This is a genomic window from Streptococcus mitis ATCC 6249, from assembly GCF_000146585.1.
Lineage (GTDB): Bacteria > Bacillota > Bacilli > Lactobacillales > Streptococcaceae > Streptococcus > Streptococcus mitis_AZ.
In genome coordinates, this window is the sequence record NZ_GL397179.1 from 254,478 (window position 1) to 272,728 (window position 18,251).

Annotated in this window: 19 protein-coding genes; 6 read left to right on the forward strand and 13 right to left on the reverse strand. The window is 41.0% G+C overall.

The features are described 5' to 3' along the window. Window positions 1-159: 159 nt before the first annotated feature. The 5 genes from HMPREF8571_RS03185 to HMPREF8571_RS03205 all read right to left on the reverse strand — a co-directional run bounded on the left by HMPREF8571_RS03185 (window position 160) and on the right by HMPREF8571_RS03205 (window position 4,046). Window positions 160-774: an ATP-binding cassette domain-containing protein gene (locus HMPREF8571_RS03185; RefSeq protein WP_000130639.1), complete on the reverse strand. Its 615-nt coding sequence runs from the start codon at window positions 772-774 to the stop codon at window positions 160-162. A 2-nt stretch (window positions 775-776) separates the two neighbouring features. Next, entirely contained in the window at window positions 777-1,604 is an 828-nt protein-coding gene (locus tag HMPREF8571_RS03190) for a hypothetical protein (RefSeq protein ID WP_000402861.1), read from the reverse strand. Between the two features lie 4 nt (window positions 1,605-1,608). Next, window positions 1,609-2,430, reverse strand: a complete 822-nt coding sequence (locus HMPREF8571_RS03195; protein ID WP_000698347.1) for a hypothetical protein — start codon at window positions 2,428-2,430, stop codon at window positions 1,609-1,611. After that, window positions 2,431-3,507 (reverse strand): hypothetical protein, encoded by a 1,077-nt coding sequence (locus tag HMPREF8571_RS03200; protein WP_000760377.1) that lies wholly within the window; start codon window positions 3,505-3,507, stop codon window positions 2,431-2,433. 146 nt (window positions 3,508-3,653) lie between these two features. After that, complete coding sequence (locus HMPREF8571_RS03205) at window positions 3,654-4,046, reverse strand: hypothetical protein (protein WP_000793137.1); 393 nt, start codon at window positions 4,044-4,046, stop codon at window positions 3,654-3,656. Window positions 4,047-4,627: 581 nt separating this feature from the next. On the opposite strand from HMPREF8571_RS03205, the gene HMPREF8571_RS03210 reads away from it, so the two are divergent. From HMPREF8571_RS03210 to HMPREF8571_RS03220, 3 genes are all read left to right on the forward strand, one after another. Further along, a complete protein-coding gene (locus HMPREF8571_RS03210) occupies window positions 4,628-5,821 on the forward strand; it encodes an OFA family MFS transporter (protein WP_000753547.1) in 1,194 nt (397 codons plus the stop codon). Window positions 5,822-5,994: 173 nt separating this feature from the next. After that, the gene (locus tag HMPREF8571_RS03215; RefSeq protein ID WP_001030008.1) at window positions 5,995-6,981 is read left to right on the forward strand and encodes a rhodanese-related sulfurtransferase; all 987 of its coding nucleotides are present in this window, start codon (window positions 5,995-5,997) and stop codon (window positions 6,979-6,981) included. Window positions 6,982-7,102: 121 nt separating this feature from the next. Further along, a complete protein-coding gene (locus HMPREF8571_RS03220; protein ID WP_001140321.1) occupies window positions 7,103-7,963 on the forward strand; it encodes a DUF4299 family protein in 861 nt (286 codons plus the stop codon). Between the two features lie 63 nt (window positions 7,964-8,026). Here HMPREF8571_RS03220 and HMPREF8571_RS03225 read toward each other — a convergent pair whose 3' ends face one another. The 5 genes from HMPREF8571_RS03225 to HMPREF8571_RS03245 all read right to left on the reverse strand — a co-directional run bounded on the left by HMPREF8571_RS03225 (window position 8,027) and on the right by HMPREF8571_RS03245 (window position 12,182). Continuing rightward, on the reverse strand, window positions 8,027-8,989 hold the full coding sequence (locus tag HMPREF8571_RS03225) for a DUF6574 domain-containing protein (RefSeq protein WP_000191320.1): 963 nt from the start codon (window positions 8,987-8,989) through the stop codon (window positions 8,027-8,029). Window positions 8,990-9,051: 62 nt separating this feature from the next. Then, a complete protein-coding gene (locus HMPREF8571_RS03230) occupies window positions 9,052-9,981 on the reverse strand; it encodes a DUF4097 family beta strand repeat-containing protein (protein ID WP_001229039.1) in 930 nt (309 codons plus the stop codon). Next, a complete protein-coding gene (locus HMPREF8571_RS03235; protein WP_000198643.1) occupies window positions 9,974-10,567 on the reverse strand; it encodes a DUF1700 domain-containing protein in 594 nt (197 codons plus the stop codon). Before HMPREF8571_RS03235 ends, HMPREF8571_RS03230 begins: the two co-directional genes overlap by 8 nt. Next, on the reverse strand, window positions 10,554-10,880 hold the full coding sequence (locus HMPREF8571_RS03240; RefSeq protein ID WP_000273861.1) for a PadR family transcriptional regulator: 327 nt from the start codon (window positions 10,878-10,880) through the stop codon (window positions 10,554-10,556). Before HMPREF8571_RS03240 ends, HMPREF8571_RS03235 begins: the two co-directional genes overlap by 14 nt. Window positions 10,881-11,015: 135 nt before the next feature. Continuing rightward, window positions 11,016-12,182 (reverse strand): CynX/NimT family MFS transporter, encoded by a 1,167-nt coding sequence (locus HMPREF8571_RS03245; RefSeq protein ID WP_000744874.1) that lies wholly within the window; start codon window positions 12,180-12,182, stop codon window positions 11,016-11,018. Between the two features lie 221 nt (window positions 12,183-12,403). Here HMPREF8571_RS03245 and HMPREF8571_RS03250 point away from each other — a divergent pair, with 221 nt between their 5' ends. The 3 genes from HMPREF8571_RS03250 (at window position 12,404) to HMPREF8571_RS03260 (ending at window position 15,762) form a co-directional block, all read left to right on the forward strand. Continuing rightward, entirely contained in the window at window positions 12,404-13,234 is an 831-nt protein-coding gene (locus tag HMPREF8571_RS03250) for a glycosyltransferase (protein ID WP_001291467.1), read from the forward strand. A gap of 82 nt (window positions 13,235-13,316) precedes the next feature. Then, on the forward strand, window positions 13,317-15,173 hold the full coding sequence (locus tag HMPREF8571_RS03255; protein WP_001035411.1) for a polysaccharide biosynthesis protein: 1,857 nt from the start codon (window positions 13,317-13,319) through the stop codon (window positions 15,171-15,173). A 166-nt stretch (window positions 15,174-15,339) separates the two neighbouring features. Then, window positions 15,340-15,762 (forward strand): DUF805 domain-containing protein, encoded by a 423-nt coding sequence (locus HMPREF8571_RS03260; RefSeq protein ID WP_000930811.1) that lies wholly within the window; start codon window positions 15,340-15,342, stop codon window positions 15,760-15,762. Between the two features lie 124 nt (window positions 15,763-15,886). On the opposite strand, the gene HMPREF8571_RS03265 is transcribed toward HMPREF8571_RS03260, so the two are convergent. The 3 genes from HMPREF8571_RS03265 to sdaAB are packed head-to-tail and all read right to left on the reverse strand — an operon-like array spanning window position 15,887 to window position 18,090. Next, window positions 15,887-16,516 (reverse strand): HAD-IA family hydrolase, encoded by a 630-nt coding sequence (locus tag HMPREF8571_RS03265; protein ID WP_001139326.1) that lies wholly within the window; start codon window positions 16,514-16,516, stop codon window positions 15,887-15,889. Window positions 16,517-16,537: 21 nt separating this feature from the next. Continuing rightward, the gene (gene sdaAA / locus HMPREF8571_RS03270; protein ID WP_000500048.1) at window positions 16,538-17,410 is read right to left on the reverse strand and encodes an L-serine ammonia-lyase, iron-sulfur-dependent, subunit alpha; all 873 of its coding nucleotides are present in this window, start codon (window positions 17,408-17,410) and stop codon (window positions 16,538-16,540) included. Between the two features lie 8 nt (window positions 17,411-17,418). Next, complete coding sequence (sdaAB, locus tag HMPREF8571_RS03275; RefSeq protein WP_001191177.1) at window positions 17,419-18,090, reverse strand: L-serine ammonia-lyase, iron-sulfur-dependent subunit beta; 672 nt, start codon at window positions 18,088-18,090, stop codon at window positions 17,419-17,421. Between the last annotated feature and the right edge of the window lie 161 nt (window positions 18,091-18,251).

An 18,251-nucleotide genomic window follows, 5' to 3' on the forward strand; every position in this document is an offset into this window, starting at 1 on the left:
TCCTAAAAAATGTTATCACTACCTCCTCTGGGACTCCCAGGGGAGGTAGTGATTTTTTGAAATGAAAAATAAACCAACTACTATAATTTAGGTATAGTTGGTCTTTTTTGTATAGAAGTGCTATTTTATGAGGAGTATTGGCTCTGTAATAAATCACTCTTATCCCAAGTATAGAACTTCATCACAGAGACATTCGATATCTTGCTCTATATGAGAAGCTAGAATAATGAGTTTACCCTTTTCTTTTAGGTGGAGTAATTTTTCTCGAATTTTTTGAACAGATTGCTTATCAAGTCCGTTCATTGGTTCATCTAAAAGTAATATATCTGGATTTTCCATAAAAGCCTGTGCTAGAGCTAATTTTTGTTTCATTCCTAAAGAGTAGTGCTTCACTTTTTTAGAGGAACTAGGATCGAGTCCTACATCTATCATACTCTGGATAATTTCTTTCTCGCCTATTTCATTTTTGATTAGAGCTAGTTGATGTAAGTTATCAAAACCAGAATAACCTTCCAGAAATCCTGGAGTTTCAATAATAACACCTACACTGGGTAAGAAGGGGAAATCGATTCCAAGTATGCTTCCATCTAATTCGATTTCTCCTTCAGTTATAGATTCTAATCCCGCTAAACACTTGAGTAAAACTGTTTTTCCTGAACCGTTATATCCAACAATTCCGTATATATTCCCACTGGAAAACTCAAAGGAAAGGTCTTCAAAAATTACATTGTGTTTATAGTTTTTACGAATAGACTTTAAATGTAGGTCTGTCATATCTATTGCCTCCTTATTTTTTTCATCACCACTAGGATTATGGTGAGCAAAAGGTATAAAAGTAGGATACGAGTAATTATTTCTGGTAGGGATAGTAAACCAGAATGGGCTTCGTATTTAATATAATGAAAGTCTAGCCAAGTTAAAGGAGATAAAAATTTAATCCAGAAACGTGAAGCTTCTGTAATAAATAATTCTACAATAACTAATCCACAGGCTAAGGTATTTCCTAAATTAGAATAATGACTATTGAAAACGAAAATCACTCCTCCAATCAATATGAATATAAGGAACAACAATAAGAATATTTGAAAAAAAGCTCTATAAGGAGAATAATATTGTAGTATAATTGAGCGTAAATGTGTCATGCTATCAACGCCTTCTGGAAATGAAATACGCCCTTGAGCTAGGGAAGGTAGGAGACGTCCCCAATGATTTGAAAAGTGTAGTGTAGGGAGAAAAGTGATTAAAATGCTGATGATTTGGTAAATCGAAGCGATTAAGCTCGCGATAATCAGATAAATAAACTGGCAGACCATCCACTTTTTCTGTCCGATCTTTAAGATTAACCAAAACTGGAAAGTATCTTTTAAAGGAAGGTTGCTAAATAGTAGTATGACAGATAAAATAGCAATCGCAGTGAACCATTGACTCGTGAAGAGAACGGTTACAATGCTGACAGGATAAGTTTCTTTGAAGTGATTAGCTAAATTAGAAAAAGGTAGCATTAAAATCAAAGTATAGAGGTGAAAGAAAATTAAGATAGGCAACAATCGTTTAAAGGTGAATTGTTGTTTTAAGAGAATAGTTACTACACGTATAATCTCCATAAGATTACTCCTTATCATAAAAATGCCAATGTTTTTTAAGAGCTAGTCGAATGATCTCTATTGCCAAAAGTGCCCATAGAGTTAAGAAAATATAAGGATAAAGTAACGAAAAAATATTTCGAAAGTTTTCGTCACCTACTTGGAAATATGCTAGCCCTTCTCGTAAATAATCATCTGTCGTTAAGACGATATGTGGCAGGGTAAAAAAAGGGAGCGCTCTCTCTAAACCGAATTTTGTGAGGACAAACCAGGTCATGCTTGGAAGAAGATAGACCATTAATATATTAGGGTAAAAAACGGAGAGGACTCCACCTAATAGAGTAAAGAATGCAAAATAGAGTCCAATTAGACTAATGAGAAGGAAGTAGAAAAGGAATATAAATCCTTGATTTAACAACCACTGATTGCTAAAAGTAGATAAGTAGTGAGAATTAGTGAGGGGAAAATAAAATGAGAGGAGAATTAAAAAACAGAATCCTAAGGTCAGTCCTACAAAATAAGAACGGAAAATTAACCGTTTTACGAAGGAAGAAGCGTATTGTCGCAGAGACATACGACTAAGTAAAAAAGGGAGTCTATTTTGATGGTAGTCTTGTGAAAAATCTGTTACTACAGTGGAAGCTGCTGTTAAAATATATAATGACATTGCCAGATTTCTAGAGAAAGAGAGCATGAAATAATCAAGGACTGCTAGTGAATTTCCTCCGTCTAATTTTATTGTTAGATCTGTATAGGACATCATCAATGCAACTACTAAGGAAAAGAGTAATCCAATCCAAATCCTCCAATCTTTTAGCATATATTTAAAGGGGAGAAGTATTTTCATTTAACTTACCTCTTTCCAGTTTGCGGGATCGATAACTACTTTATCTATACGATCTTTTTCTTTGATTTTAAAGATTAGGAAGGGACGATAGAGATTTCCTCCATAGAGTTCTTTTTCTTGATTGGGAATAGGTATATACTCGATTGTAAATGACTCAATATAAATTGGACTGTCCAAAATCAAATTTTCGTATTTTTCTTTTAAAACATCTAATCCTTTTTGGACAGAAAGAGTAGCCATTTTATCTGTTTTTTGAGTTGGTAAGATAACACCAGCTAAGTCAATTCCTTGAATCCCTGTTTGGGTGATGATAAAGTTTAGGTCAGGACCATGAACAAAATTAATTTCTCCAGATGAACCTAGCTGAGTTTCGCCATCAATAACTCTTTTACTAGAAAGTTTTGGAAAAACAGTAATATAGTACATATCTGTCAGATTGTCTTTAGCTATCTTTGTTCCTTTTAATTCTTTGGCATTTCTTTCGTAGGTCGGGAGATACTCAAGGAGTGTTTCTTTTGAGATAGCGTAGATGAGATAATCATAATCGTCAAATCCTAATTGGAGGGTATTTAGAAATTGTTTAACTTTGTTAACACTGTCTTCTTTTGAAAATGGAAGTTCTTCTTTAAAGTCGGTTAGATTTAGATTATTTTCAATAGCATCTAATCGTAGGTTGTGGAAAATATGTGATAAATCTGATGTTTGGTCAGATGTTAATCGAATCCATGACCCAGTTTTATTGACTGTAATATCTGCTCTCGTCTTTCCTTTTTGGAGTCTAGTTAAAGGATTCTTATCGGCAATAATTTCACTAATTTCACTATCACTTCCCATAAAATTTTGGATAGCTGTTACCAATGTTTCTTTGTCTCCTTTTTTTGAGTTCCAAAAAGGTAATTCTTCTTCATAGGAGGTATCTATCTGGTCTGCGAGATAGATTTGCTCTGTTATCTCTTTATAACCTTCTTTTATGGGAAGATTTTCCTTATTTATCTCAGTTGTTTGCTTTTTGCTATATTGACAAGCTGTTAAAAAGATAAAGGGAAGAATAAGTAGAAATAATAGGTATTTTTTCATAGTAAAAGGCTCCTTTTAAAAAGGAGCGGAGGCATGATACTTTAAAGATAATGCCTCCACTCTTAGAAGGGGGCGTTAGGCTAGTGAGCGCTCAAATGATAAACTAGCGAATAACCCAATGTTTGCTACTTTTGTTTTGAGACGAATTAAGGGTCAAAACGTCCTGTAATATTCGAATCGAACCAACCATATTTAGAGGCGTTGAGATAATAATAGCGTCCAATTGTTCCATAACCGTAGTTATAGTGAAGATTATAACGACCATTTGAATCAGCTATTTTCATCTCAGTTGCAGGTTCATCCTCAGCAGCAGTCCAAGCGCGAATTCTGACCTTTTTTCCCCAGCCAAGACCACCTGTGATATTAGCAACAGCAGGGGAGCCGTCTGTTTTTTCAGTTTTTCGGCTACTAACGGAATAGTCTTCGCGTGTAACATGAAGATTGAAATACACCATCTCAGCAGAAACAGTCTGACTAGCTAAGGGGAGTAAGCAGGTGACTCCCAGTCCTAATGCGATGCATTTTTTCAAATTTTTCATCACAATACCTCCCCTTTATACTTTATTGAAACCGATTTCATACATATTATACTATTTCATTTTTAGAGTGTCAACTCATAAAATAAATTTTTACTGAATTAAAAAACAATACGATGAATTCTTGAAAAGCAAAAAATCATAAGACAAACTGATTTCGTGTATTCATTCCTAAAAAATGTTATCACTACCTCCTCTGGGACTCCCGGGGGAGGTAGTGGTTTTTTTATTAGAGTAGCTAAAAGTAAAAAAATCTTGTTAAAAACTTTGTGAAATACCAGTATAAAATATAGATATCGATTAATTGGACTAATACCTCTATTAGTTTAATTAAGTAGATTTTTAGAATGAACTAGCTTATAATAAGAGTACGATGAAAGCGCTTAACATTGTGAAATTTAACTGGATTTTGATTTAAGAAGTGGACAGGATTTCTTCTTAAATGTTTCATTTATGTCTGATTTCAGCTTGTTCCTATTTTGTAAATTATGAAAGATTCAAGTGAAACACAGCAAGTGAAAATCCGATAAAAAGTTGTTTGCTATCCCTTTTGGGAACAAGAAATATTACATGAGGTTATTCATATGAAAAAAACACCCAATCGATGGTTAATTTTGGCTGCGGCCATTTTAACGAATCTCTCTCTAGGTGCAGGATATGCCTGGTCGGTCTTTCAGAAGGCACTCCTAGAAACCAATGCTAGTCAAGGATGGGTTCAAGCTCAGACTTCCTTAGCCTTTAGCATTTCTTTTGCTATGGTACCTGTTGGAATGATTCTTTTCGGACCCAAAGTAGATTCGGTTGGACCTAAAAAGTTTGTCTTTCTAGGTGGTATTCTCTTTGGTACAGGGATGTTTGCGACTGGTTTTGCCAACTCACTACCCGTGCTTTATCTAACGTACGGTGTCGTCCTAGGACTTGGTATCGGCTCTGCCTATGGGGCCTCTACGTCCGTTGCGACAAAGTGGTTCCCAGACAAAAAAGGCCTAGCTGGCGGATTGACAGCGGCAGGATTTGGCTTGGGTCCACTAATTATCGGACCGGTTGCAAAATCTTTGATTGCTTCTATGGGGATTTACTCTACCTTTAAGGTACTAGGTATCGTCCTTTTGCTAGTAATCTGTACATCTTCCCTAGTTATGGCCAAAGCTCCTACTGTTGCTCCAGCGGCTGGGAATGCTCAACCGGAAGGAAAAACTTATAAAGAAATGCTCCGTGATGGGAATTACTGGCTTCTATGGTTGATTTATGTTCTTGGTGCTACAGGCGGAATGATGATTATCGGAACTGCAGCAGCAATCTCAGACCAATATCAACTTGTTGGAGAAGCGACCCTCTTCGTTATGCTGGTATCCATTGCAAATACATTTGGTCGTATCTTCTGGGGTACGGTTTCTGATAAGATTGGCCGCTATCCTACCGTTATTGCCATGTTTGGAGCGGTCGCTACTGGTTTGTTGCTCACAGCCTTATTCAAAGGTCCTGGAAGCATCTTGGCCATCCTTGGAATCATGATGGTTGCCTTGTCATTTGGTGGTTTCCTCGGTTCCTTCCCAGGAATTACTGCTGAAAACTGGGGCGTGACCTACGTAGGGACAAACTATGGATGGATGTTTACTGCTTATGGTGTAGCTGCTATTGCTGGTCCTCAGTTAGGGGCACGTCTTGCACAGGCAAACCAAGGAGATTATACAATGGCCTTCTTTATCGTTATCGGTATGGCTATCATTGGTATTCTACTCCAACTATTCTATATGGCTAAAGCTAAAAAGGTTTAAAAAAGAATCCTTGGGAAATCCAAGGATTTTTTAAATTGGAATAGACATTCGTTGGGATTAGCTCCTTTTTAATTTCCGGTCAAATAAATTGCATTCGTTTTCTCAAGTGGGTATACTAGAATAGTTGAATGAAAAATTCTGAAAATTTAAGAATAGAAAAGAGAACAAATCTTATGGCAAAAGATATTCGTGTCTTACTTTACTACCTCTATACTCCAATTGAAAATGCAGAGCAATTTGCGGCAGATCACTTGGCTTTCTGTAAATCAATCGGCCTTAAAGGTCGTATCCTAGTCGCTGACGAGGGAATTAACGGAACCGTTTCAGGTGACTACGAAACAACTCAAAAATACATGGACTACGTTCACAGCCTCCCAGGAATGGAAGACCTCTGGTTCAAGATTGACGAAGAAAATGAACAAGCCTTCAAGAAGATGTTTGTTCGCTACAAGAAAGAAATTGTCCACCTTGGGTTGGAAGACAACGACTTTGATAACGATATCAACCCACTTGAAACAACGGGTGCCTACTTGTCTCCCAAAGAGTTCAAAGAAGCCCTTCTTGACGAAGATACAGTTGTCCTTGACACGCGTAACGATTATGAGTACGACCTAGGACATTTCCGTGGGGCTATCCGCCCAGACATCCGCAACTTCCGTGAGTTGCCACAATGGGTTCGTGACAACAAGGAAAAATTCATGGACAAGCGTGTTGTGGTTTACTGTACAGGTGGCGTTCGCTGTGAGAAATTCTCAGGTTGGATGGTGCGTGAAGGCTACAAAGATGTTGGCCAATTGCACGGAGGAATCGCTACTTACGGTAAAGACCCAGAAGTTCAAGGTGAACTTTGGGATGGGAAAATGTACGTCTTTGACGAGCGTATCGCAGTTGATATCAACCATGTCAACCCTACCATCGTAGGAAAAGACTGGTTTGATGGAACGCCATGTGAACGTTATGTCAACTGTGGAAATCCCTTCTGTAACCGTCGTATCCTAACATCAGAAGAAAATGAAGACAAGTACCTTCGTGGATGCTCACACGAGTGCCGTGTTCACCCACGTAACCGCTATGTTTCAGAAAATGAATTGACACAAGCAGAAGTTGTTGAGCGCCTAGCAGCTATCGGTGAAAGCTTGGATCAAGCAGCTACTGTATAACATCAAACAGTCCTTAGGGGCTGTTTTTCTATGCTTTTTATCTAAAAATCTAAAGTTTGTTTCTGTATCTTTCAGGAAAATAGGGTATACTATATGTAAACGATTTCAAAGGAGGCCAGTTATGGCGAAAACATTTTTTATCCCAAATAAAGAAAGCATTCTAGGACAACAGGAGGTCTTGACTGCCAAGTCCATCTTGGCCTTAGTAGAGGGCTTGGAGTCACACAGTTATGATGCGGTCTATCTCCGTCAGCCCCTCAATCGTCTCGAGTATATCGAGTGTGGGATTGTAGGCCAGTCGCAATTTCTCTTTAAAGTGAACTATGCGGATAGTCAAAAAGGCTATCAAGTGGTGATTCCAGACTTCCTTACTAGAGCGGACTGGGAGATTGTAGAGACTCTCCTCCAGGCCCTATCTGGCAAGTTGGGGGAAGCGGTAGAAGGGATAGAAGACTTTGACTTTGAAACTTATTTCCGAGAAACGGTCAAGCAATATTTAGCGGATAAGGCGGCTCGTCTAGTATACTGCCAAGGGCTCTTGTCCCCTATCTATCTCAACAAGGAATACCTCGAGAGCTTTTTGGCTGAGGATGGATTGGCACGTTTTGAAGAGCTAGTCAAGAAGGTTCAAGGCTCTGATGCCTACCTTGCCAGTGTGAAATTTTACCCAGACGCCCAAGGCAAGGTACACGGTATCTACCACCTAGCCCAAGGAGTCAAGACGATTTTACCTAAGGAACCCTTTGTACCAGCTCCTTATACCGAGCAGCTGGCAGGCAAGGAGCTTGTTTGGGAGATTGACCTAGTGACGATTTCTGGTTATGGGTCCAAAGCAGAAGATTACGATTCCATTGCTCGCTTGGATTACGCAAAATTCCTAGAGTCACTACCAACAGCATTTTACCAGCAACTAGATGCCAATCAATTGGAAGTACAAGCCATTTTGGGAAAAGATTTTGAGGAATTGGCAAGCATCGAGTAGGCCTTGTTTAAAAAAGAGTTAGTATAAAAAATCCCTGTCATTAACAAATGGCAGGGATTTTGGTTAAAAGAAAGTCAGGATGCGAAGGTAGTCTACCGTCAGCGCAAGCTCTGCAATGAAGAAGGGTAAGAGAATAGCGCCATCAAGTAAGACAGCGAGCAAGAATCGATAAAATGGGTCAAGGCTACTGGTCTTACTTGGCTTGCTAATCACAAAGAGATTGCCAAGGGCAAAGATGGTCAGGCTTAGAAGAGTGAGGATACCAGCAAATCGTAAGCCACCAAAGAGTGCAAAGAAACTTGCTAGAGCTGTTAGGACAAGTGGGATAGCAAAGAGTCGGCTGTAACGATTGCAAGCTTCTTGGAATGTGAAGTCACTCTCCTGATCCAGCACACGTCGGACAGTAAAGCCTCCCAGAATGATGGAAAAGTAAAATAGAGCGCTAGCTACCAAGATGGAGAGTCCAGCAAAGAGATTTAAAGGAGGGAGCTGGTTAGGTAAACTATTGGCAATAGATGCCATATAGCCGTAGTAGAGGTGCTTGATATGATAGATACTAAAGAAAAGATTAATCGAAGACAGCAAGGTGAGTAGGGCAAAGACACTATAACGATGCCTTTGGTCCCTAGTTTTGCTGGTAGTTGGTTCTTGGATAGCATCCAGCAGCCAAGTCCAAAATAGTGCGATTTCTTCTTTTAATCTGGCTGTTTTACGAGGGTCAATATCTGGGATATAGGGGCTTTCTAAAGCTTTGCTGAGGATGCTTTTCTCTTTTGCAGAGTTTTCTTGGTTGCCTTCCTCTTCAGCTTTCCCTTCTTCCTCTTCCTCGGTTTGATTTTCTTCTATCGTTTCGGGAGTTTCCTCCTCATGCATTTCCAACTTTTTAGGTGAGACAGGTGTTTCTTCGCTTGCTTGTGGTTCAGTTTCCACAGTTTCCGAAGTCTCTGGTTGGTCGGGCTGGATTTCCGATTTCGTCTGAGCTGATTTCTTCTCAAGATCGGCGCTTTCAAACCATTCTTGTGTCATGGTGGAACCTCCTTTTTTATGGTCGTTTTCTATCTTTAGACTAGCAGATGAAAGCGTTTTTGTCAATGGTTTCTAGATGGAGAAGAGTACTCTTCTTTAGGTAGGTAGATATCCTGGTTTGCTTTTGCAATAAGTAGGTCCTTGACATCGGCTTTTTCCGTTTTATAAGGGTTGGCAAGTTCATTCTCTTTTTGTCCACGATGTTCTTCTTTGGGTTTACGATAAATACCGCCATGCTTAGAAGACATATCTAGATTGATACGATCGAATTCTGTCTTAGAAAGAAAGAGTCTTAAGTGGTTATGAGAGTCTAGCTCAACCTTACCGTGAACCTGAATATTTTCAGCATAGATGTGTCCCCCCTCCGTCTTGACCTGACTATCTGTCAGTTCTGTTTTAAAGATATTGATGATATTGGGTGTTGTGAATTTGCTATTTTTAATACGACTTCCTTCAATTCGGAGGAGATATCCGTTTGTATTGAGGGTCGCATTTTCAAGGGTAGCATTAATGATAGTGGTCTGTCGACGATTAGCTGAAACGGTGATTGCTTGTAGCTTTCTTCCTTTAGGGAGGGAGAGAATGACTTCGTCAAAACGGTGAGAATAACTGCTGGCAATACGAAGTAGGCTTTCGATTCCTGAACCGAGAAAACGATGTTGGGAGGCTTGTTTGTCAGTGACGCTCAGTGTTTTGTCACTCATGCCAGTAGTCAGATCGTGACGACCAGACACGGAAGGATGATAGGTGATATGGATCTTGTCATCTACAGACTCTGTGATGGTTAGGCTATGTTCCTCAAGGGTCAAATCAAGTTTTTCCACTTCATTTCCAAAGGTCACTTCTTCGATACGATTGTCATAGACGGGGTCTTTTGACATGGCAAGCAAACTTTGAATACCATTGGACTGGGCGCCTACAATGATCATGATAAAACCAAGGATCGTAGAAACCACACCAAAGATGAGAAATCCTTTTGTCAATTTACGCATGTCTGTCACCTCTCTTTACTTTTTTAAGAATCCATTGCACCAAGCGGATGATCAGGAGGCCAAAGAAACGGGCTACATAGGAGATGCCTAGTAGAACAAGAGAAGAAGCACCGATAGCAAGCAAACCAGCCCCGAAAATCAAGATAAAGGCAGATTTGGCTTCGACCAGGACGCTAAAACTCTCTACGATAAAGAGTCCGCCCAGTAGGATCCCTGTCACAGAGACGGTAAAGAAGGCTAGAATGACGGAGACAGCCGCGATAAAAAGCCCGATAATGGTTAAGATAATTGCAATTCCAACAGGAATTCCGATAGGGGCTGCTAGTAAGGCAAGTAGGGCAATGTGTAGCAGTTGGCGGTCATTCTTTTGAGCAGGGGCTTCATTGACCTTTTTATCGAGAAGATCAGAGAGGATATCATGGGCAGCTTCTTTTGGTGTTCCTAGACTGGCAATGAGTTCTTCTTCGCCCTCTGGACCTGCATCGTCAAATAGTTCCTTAAAGTAGTCCATGGCTTCGATGCGGTCAGCTTCAGGTAATTTATGGAGATAGGTTTCTAACTGAGTCAGATAGTCAGTTCTTGTCATGGCGGATACTCCCTTCTATGATGCCGTTGACGGTTTCGGTATAGAGCGTCCACTCTTCCTTTAGAGTAACGAGCTGCTCTACGCCCCGATTGGTCAAGGAGTAGTATTTGCGCATACGCCCCTGAAACTCTCTAGAGTAGGTGGTGAGAAAGCCACTGGCTTCCAATTTTTTGAGAATGGGATAGAGCGTAGATTCTTTGATATTGGCGATGAGCTTAATGGTTTGACTAATCTCATAACCATAAGAATCCCCCTGCTCCAGTACAGCCAAGATGAGAAACTCGATCAAGGCAGAGGATGTTGGGAAGTACATGGGAAACCTCCTTTATATTATATAAAAATTTTATATATACTCTTTTCAAATATATTGTATCTCAAAATGAAAGCCCTGTCAAGAAATATGTGTAAAAATTTTATATATAAAAAACTCCTAGTAAAAATTAGGAGTTTAGAGGATTTTCTTAGTTTTATCCACCATAAAGAGTGAGATAGTCATGATGATATCAATGGCTAGAAGGGCAAGAACCGCTGGAACCCAAGATTGGAACATGTCAAAACTATAGCCAAACAAGGTAGGACCAAAGGCCGCCAAGATGTAGCCCCCTGTTTGCGCTAGTCCTGAGAGTTGCGCAGTCTTTTCAGGCGAGCTGGTCTTAAGTGAGAAGCAAACCATGAGGTAGGGGAAGAGGGCACTGCAGGCCGTTCCAATCAAGAGATGGACGACTAACCAGTAGAGGAAATTATTGGCTGGATACAAGAGCATGGCAATTCCCATCATACCAGCGATAGAGATAATTGCCAGCATGATTCGACGGTGACCATCTGACAGACGAGTGGTTAGACTTGGAACAGTCATCGAAAAAGGAATGCTGATCAGCGAGAAGATAGAAGCCAGAAGAGCCGCATCACTATTAGAAAGACCAGCACTAATGGCCATAGTTGGCAACCAGGTCATGCTTGTATAAAAGAGCAAGGACTGAAGACCACCAAAGACAATGATAGCCCAGACAGATTTGCTTTTTAGAATATTTTCTTTCGATTTCTTTTCTTGCTGCCCTTCTAGATAGTGGTTGTGGCGATGATTTGGCAACCAGACTAGCAGAGTGATCAAGCAGAGAAAGCTGAGAACGAGGATGAGGCCCTTCCAAGAACTAGCTTGGGTGATAGGGACAGATAGATAAGAAGCAATAGCTGTGGAAATCCCCATAGCAGTGACATAGAGTGTCGTTAGGAAGCTAATCTTTTGAGGCTGATTTGCCTGGATCATACTTGGGAGGAGTACATTGAAGATGGCGATGCTCGCACCGATAATCAGAGTCCCTAGATAGAGAAGGGGAAGATTGAAAATCCGAATGACAGAGCCAACAGTTAAGAGGAGAAGACAGTAAGTAAAGAGATGTTCCAACCCGATTTTTTGCGCCAAGCGACTCGTAAAAGCAGAGAGAAGGGCGAACATCAAGAGAGGGAGACTGGTTAAAATCCCAAGAGAGCTAACCTCCACTCCTAGTCCCTGAGCAATATCTCCTAAAATGGTTGGAAGAGCAGTAAAAGGAGAGCGTAAAACAGTCCCGATTAAGACAATTCCAAGAACAAAAAAGAGTGATTGTTTTTTCATGAAAACCTCGATAAGATGACTTTAATAACAGCTTATTTTAAGGTTTTTTCTATATAATGTCAAGTAAAGACTGGGAGGAAAGCTGGAAAGATTTAACTGAAAATATACAGAAAGAAGACAGATTTCTTTACTAGAATTTTCCTTGATTTGATATAAAAATAGGAAACTAGGAAATTTTGTGATAAAATAGTGGAAGGAAATCTATATATTGGAGAAAAACTGTGTCTGAAAAGCAAAAAATTAGCGTCTTGATGTCGGTCTATGTAAAGGAAAATCCGACATTTTTGAGAGATGCCATCAAAAGTGTTCAAAACCAGACCTTAAAACCGAGTGAGCTTGTTCTCGTAGAGGATGGGCCTCTCACACCAGAACTCTATCAGGTGCTAGATGAAGTGGAAGCTCAGTCAGAAATTCCAGTTAAGCGTTGCCCCTTAGAGGAAAATCAAGGTTTAGGTTTGGCTCTTCGATACGGTGTTTTACAGTGTCAGTACGATATCATCGCTCGCATGGATACGGATGATATAGCGGTAGCTGACCGCTTTGAAAAGCAAGTCCAACTAATGGAACAGGAAAATCTGGATCTCTTAGGTGGACATATTGCAGAATTTATTGACAATCCTGACGAGATTGTTTCTTACCGTCGTGTCCCAACTCGGCATGCAGACATTGTGGCTTACCAAAGAATGAGAAGTGCCTTTAACCATATGACAGTCATGTTCAAGAAGGATATGGTTCTCAAGGCAGGTAACTATGAAGATGGACTTTATATGGAAGATGATCTCCTCTGGCTCAATATGATTGCCGCAGGAGCTAAGACTGGAAATCTGGATCAGATCTTGTGTCAGGTTCGTGTCGGTGCAGGGATGTTTGAGCGTCGAGGTGGCTTGCGTTACCTAAAACTCTATCGCCAGGCTCGTCAGCGCATGCTTGAGAGAGGGCAAATTTCCTACATGGAATATGCAAAAAGCCTTGCCATTCAAGCAATCGTTGCACTCTGCCCAGGCTTTGTACGTCAGTTTATCTTTGTCAAACTTCTAAGAAAAAGCCAATAAGCCTCAGGTTGAGTATGTTGAAACGAGGCATATTATGAAGAAAACAGCTTTATCCGACTCTTGTAAGGGGGAGTAAACTTCGATGAATAAAAAACTAGCAGATTATGTTATTGATCTGGTTGAAATTTTGAATAAACAACAAAAACAGGTGTTTTGGGGGATATTCGACATTCTGAGTATGGTGGTTTCCATCATCGTATCTTATATCTTGTTTTATGGCCTAATAAATCCTGCGCCTGTGGACTATGTGATCTACACTCTTTTAGCCTTCTTCTTCTATCAAATCATGATTGCTTTTTGGGGGCTGAATGCTAGTATTAGCCGCTACAGTAAGATTACGGATTTTATGAAAATCTTTTTTGGAGTAACATTTAGTAGTGTTCTTTCCTATGGGATTTGCTATGCCTTCCTTCCACTATTTTCTATCCGTTTCATCGTGCTCTTCATCTTATTGAGTACCTTCCTGATCTTGCTTCCTCGTATCACTTGGCAATTGATTTACTCCAAACGTAAAAAAGGTAGTGGAGATGGAGAACACCGTCGAACCTTCTTGATTGGTGCTGGTGATGGTGGTGCCCTCTTTATGAACAGCTACCAACATCCAACTAGCGAGCTTGAGCTAGTGGGAATTTTGGATAATGATGAAAAGAAAAAGGGACAAAAACTAGGTGGCATCCCAGTTTTGGGCTCCTATGACAATCTGCCAGAATTGGCTAAACGTCACCAAATCGAACGTGTCATCGTAGCGATTCCTTCACTTGACCCTTCAGAGTACGAACGCATCTTGCAGATGTGTAATAAGCTAGGTGTCAAATGTTACAAGATGCCTAAGGTTGAGACAGTTGTGCAAGGACTTCACCAACCGGGTGGAGGCAGTGGCTTCCAGAAAATTGATATCACAGACCTTTTAGGACGCCAGGAAATTCGTCTGGATGAGTCCCGTCTGGGTTCAGAACTGACAGGCAAGACTATCTTGGTAACAGGAGCTGGTGGTTCGATTGGTTCGGAGATTTGTCGTCAGGTTAGCCGCTTCAATCCAGAGCGTGTGATTTTGCTGGGGCATGGGGAAAACTCAATCTATCTCGTTTATCATGAATTGATCCGTACATTCCAAGGAATTGATTATGTTCCTGTTATTGCAGATATTCAGGACTATGATCGTCTCTTACAGGTGTTTGAGCAGTACAAACCAGCCATTGTCTACCATGCCGCTGCCCACAAGCACGTTCCGATGATGGAGCGCAATCCAAAAGAAGCCTTCAAAAACAATATCCTCGGAACCTACAATGTTGCCAAGGCTGTGGATGAGGCCAAAGTGCCTAAGATGGTCATGATTTCGACTGACAAGGCGGTCAATCCACCGAATGTTATGGGTGCAACCAAGCGCGTGGCAGAGTTGATTGTCACTGGCTTTAACCAACGTAGCAAATCAACCTACTGTGCAGTTCGTTTTGGAAATGTTCTTGGTAGCCGTGGTAGCGTGATTCCTGTCTTTGAACGTCAAATTGCTGAAGGTGGTCCGGTAACGGTAACAGACTTCCGTATGACACGTTACTTCATGACCATTCCAGAGGCCAGTCGTCTGGTCATCCATGCTGGCGCTTATGCCAAGGACGGAGAAGTCTTTATCCTTGATATGGGCAAACCAGTCAAGATCTATGACTTGGCTAAGAAAATGGTCCTTCTAAGTGGACATACAGAAAGTGAAATTCCAATCGTTGAAGTTGGGATTCGCCCAGGGGAAAAACTCTATGAAGAACTCTTGGTTTCGACCGAATTGGTTGATAATCAAGTCATGGACAAGATTTTCGTTGGTAAGGTAAATGTCATGCCTCTAGAAGCCATCAATCAAAAAATAGAGGAGTTCCGTTCACTCAGTGGAGATGAGCTCAAAGAAGCGATCATTTCTTTTGCAAATGAAACAACCCATGCTGAGTAAGGATTTCGACTGATTTTTAAAATGAAAATGCTAAACCAGTTTTCTGTTTAAAGCAGGAGGCTGGTTTTTGAGGATTAAGTAGATCTGAAACGATAGATTTATTTTCGAAAGCAAGATAAAGATATGGGCTAGATGGTGAATAGATATAATGAAAGGAGGTCCATGCATGCTGAATGCTTATAAAAATTTTTGGAAGGGGTATTTAAATTTTTCTGGTCGTTCCACACGTCCAGAATTTTGGTGGGTTTGGCTACTAAATATGGTGATTTTCTTTCCCGTCTACTACTCGCTGTTCACTGGATTAGAATTTGACAACCCCATCATCAATATAGCGCTTTTCAGTATGTATATTATTTTGTTGCTGGTTGAGTTTGTTCCTCTACTAGCACTGATAGTACGTCGCTTACGAGATGTGGGTATCCATTGGGCCTATATCTTTATTGTATTTGTCCCTTTGGGTGCATTAACACTGCTAATTATGCTCGCTATGCCCAGTCAACGCTTTAGAGAAAAAGTGATAGAAAATAGTGAAAAAAATGAAGAGAATAAGAAAGACTCTCAATTTGAAGACATGGTACGAAAATATTAAGATATTTTTAGTCTAGCTAAAAACGGCTGAGTCGTTTCACAGCAAATAATCGCTTATAGTAACAACCTATACAAAAAAATACTCCTCAACCTAGTTCACTAGTGTTAGGAGTATTTTTGTATGGTTAGAGCTGGCTAATGATATCGTCAACGGTATGAGCAATCCAGTCAGGTTGATAGCTGAGTAAATCAGCCTCTTCTCCAAATCCCCAAGTAACAGCGAACTTTTTAATGCCAGTTTCTTGGGCGCCAATCATATCAAACTTGGTGTCCCCGATGATGAGGACTTGGTCTGCGGGCAGTTGATGCATCTGTAAGGCATAACGGATGACATCCGCCTTGTGCGGCGTTTCAGGACTAGAACCGTAAACGCCATCAAAGAAATGATGGATTCCCAGATTTTTAGTCATATCCTGAGCAGTAGGAGTATTCTTTGTTGTAGTGATGTAGAGAGGGTAGTTTTGCGAAAGCTCTTGAAGCAACTCCGTTATTCGGGGGAAGAGTTGGGCTTCGTGGATGCCTTTTCTCTTGTAGTAAGAACGATAGATTTGAACAGCTTCTGAGATTTGTTCTTTTGGAAGGCAGGTCGCGAAACTACTTTCAAGTGGCGGGCCCATGAAACCACGAATGGTTTTGGCATCAGGACTTGGAACTCCTAGTTGTTCAAAGGTATAGGTAAAGGCATTGTGGATCCCGAGGGAACTGTCAACCAGAGTTCCGTCTAGATCAAAAAAGATTGCTGAGATAGAGGGCATGATTTCTCCTAATAGATAAATTTATTCTCCGAAGATTTCTTTTTGTAGGCGACGACCAGTCGGGGTGGCTGCGAGTCCACCTTCAGCCGTTTCACGAAAGGCAGTTGGGAGGCTGGAACCGACTTGGTACATGGCATCGATAACTTCATCGACAGGGATCTTAGATTCGATACCTGCCAAGGCCATATCAGCCGCGATAAAGGCAAAGCTGGCTCCCATGGCATTTCGTTTGACACAAGGAACTTCAACCAAACCAGCGACAGGGTCACAGATGAGACCTAGCATATTTTTAATGACAAAGGCGATAGCTTGGCTAGCCTGATAGGGCGTTCCACCTGCGGCCAAGGTCAAGGCTGCGGCACTCATGGCAGAGGCAGAGCCGACTTCGGCTTGACAGCCACCTTCAGCACCTGAGATAGAAGCGTTGTTTGCGATAACCAATCCAAAGGCACCTGCGGCAAAGAGGAAATCCAGCTGTTCTTCGTGGCTGAGGTCAAGCTTTTGGATAGCTGCAGTAAGAACGGCTGGCAGACAGCCAGCACTTCCTGCGGTTGGAGTGGCACAGACCAAGCCCATTTTAGCGTTGTGTTCGTTGACCGCGATGGCATTTCGGGCTGCTGATAGGATGGTAAAATCTGACAAGGCCTTGCCACTTTTGAGATGGCGATCTAACTTGGCCGCGTCTCCACCTGTTAGGCCACTGCGGGATTTGTTTTCACTAAGACCGAGCTCAACGGAGGCTTTCATGACTTCTAGATTGCGTTCCATGAGGAGGAGAACCTCGTCTCGGCATCGGCCGGTCAGTTCATATTCTGTCGCAATCATGAGCTCTGCAACATTTCCTCGGAAGTCTAGATCCGCCTGCTCGACCAATTCTTTGATAGAATAAAACATGTTTCCTCCTACTTAAAGAAATTGACATTGTGGAGATGAGGGATTTTTCGGATTTCTTCAATCGCCTCTTCGCAACTTCGACTATCGACTTCGATAATCATGATGGCTTTTTCTCCAGCTTTTTCCCGAGTCACATTCATCTGGGCGATGTTGATATCAAAACGAGAGAGGGCTTCTGTGACATGGGCAATCATACCCGGAATATCCTGATGCACGATGATGATAGTCGGGGTATTCATGTTGAGAGAGACGGCAAAGCCATTGAGTTCCGTAACTTGGATATTTCCCCCACCAATGGAAATCCCTGTCACACTAATGGACTTATGGTCATTCTTTACAGTGATTTTAGTGGTGTTAGGGTGAGGAGCATTGCTGTCTTTCTGAATGGTCCAGACAATCTTGATGCCCCGTTTATGGGCAATCTCAAGGCTATTTGGAATATCAGGATCATCCGTATCCATACCTAAAATACCAGCTACGAGAGCGAGGTCCGTTCCATGACCGCGGTAGGTCTTGGCAAATGAGTTAAATAATTGGAATTCTACCTCTGTTGGCGTATCGTCAAAGATGGAAGAGACGATTTTCCCGATACGAACGGCACCAGCTGTATGGCTACTTGATGGGCCAATCATGACAGGCCCGATAATATCAAAGACAGATTGAAAACGAAGTGATTGCATCTGTTTCCCCTTACAAAGATTCTTATATCTATTATATCAAAGAATGAACCTCTGCGCTTATTTCCCTTATCAAAACCTCAAAATGATTAAAGATAGTATAAAATAAGGCCTTTTGTGACAAAAACCTCCTTAAAACGGTAAATATAAAACATTTTTGTAAT

Excerpts from the sequence above, each read along its gene's own strand:
- HMPREF8571_RS03195 (WP_000698347.1), bottom strand. The coding sequence starts at position 2,430 with ATGAAAATACTTCTCCCCTTTAAATATATGCTAAAAGATTGGAGGATT.
- HMPREF8571_RS03220 (WP_001140321.1), top strand. The coding sequence starts at position 7,103 with ATGGCGAAAACATTTTTTATCCCAAATAAAGAAAGCATTCTAGGACAA.
- HMPREF8571_RS03210 (WP_000753547.1), top strand. The coding sequence starts at position 4,628 with ATGAAAAAAACACCCAATCGATGGTTAATTTTGGCTGCGGCCATTTTA.
- HMPREF8571_RS03265 (WP_001139326.1), bottom strand. The coding sequence starts at position 16,516 with ATGCCCTCTATCTCAGCAATCTTTTTTGATCTAGACGGAACTCTGGTT.
- HMPREF8571_RS03215 (WP_001030008.1), top strand. The coding sequence starts at position 5,995 with ATGGCAAAAGATATTCGTGTCTTACTTTACTACCTCTATACTCCAATT.
- HMPREF8571_RS03255 (WP_001035411.1), top strand. The coding sequence starts at position 13,317 with ATGAATAAAAAACTAGCAGATTATGTTATTGATCTGGTTGAAATTTTG.
- HMPREF8571_RS03200 (WP_000760377.1), bottom strand. The coding sequence starts at position 3,507 with ATGAAAAAATACCTATTATTTCTACTTATTCTTCCCTTTATCTTTTTA.
- HMPREF8571_RS03245 (WP_000744874.1), bottom strand. The coding sequence starts at position 12,182 with ATGAAAAAACAATCACTCTTTTTTGTTCTTGGAATTGTCTTAATCGGG.
- sdaAA (WP_000500048.1), bottom strand. The coding sequence starts at position 17,410 with ATGTTTTATTCTATCAAAGAATTGGTCGAGCAGGCGGATCTAGACTTC.
- HMPREF8571_RS03185 (WP_000130639.1), bottom strand. The coding sequence starts at position 774 with ATGACAGACCTACATTTAAAGTCTATTCGTAAAAACTATAAACACAAT.
- sdaAB (WP_001191177.1), bottom strand. The coding sequence starts at position 18,090 with ATGCAATCACTTCGTTTTCAATCTGTCTTTGATATTATCGGGCCTGTC.
- HMPREF8571_RS03260 (WP_000930811.1), top strand. The coding sequence starts at position 15,340 with ATGCTGAATGCTTATAAAAATTTTTGGAAGGGGTATTTAAATTTTTCT.
- HMPREF8571_RS03225 (WP_000191320.1), bottom strand. The coding sequence starts at position 8,989 with ATGACACAAGAATGGTTTGAAAGCGCCGATCTTGAGAAGAAATCAGCT.
- HMPREF8571_RS03230 (WP_001229039.1), bottom strand. The coding sequence starts at position 9,981 with ATGCGTAAATTGACAAAAGGATTTCTCATCTTTGGTGTGGTTTCTACG.
- HMPREF8571_RS03235 (WP_000198643.1), bottom strand. The coding sequence starts at position 10,567 with ATGACAAGAACTGACTATCTGACTCAGTTAGAAACCTATCTCCATAAA.
- HMPREF8571_RS03205 (WP_000793137.1), bottom strand. The coding sequence starts at position 4,046 with ATGAAAAATTTGAAAAAATGCATCGCATTAGGACTGGGAGTCACCTGC.
- HMPREF8571_RS03240 (WP_000273861.1), bottom strand. The coding sequence starts at position 10,880 with ATGTACTTCCCAACATCCTCTGCCTTGATCGAGTTTCTCATCTTGGCT.
- HMPREF8571_RS03190 (WP_000402861.1), bottom strand. The coding sequence starts at position 1,604 with ATGGAGATTATACGTGTAGTAACTATTCTCTTAAAACAACAATTCACC.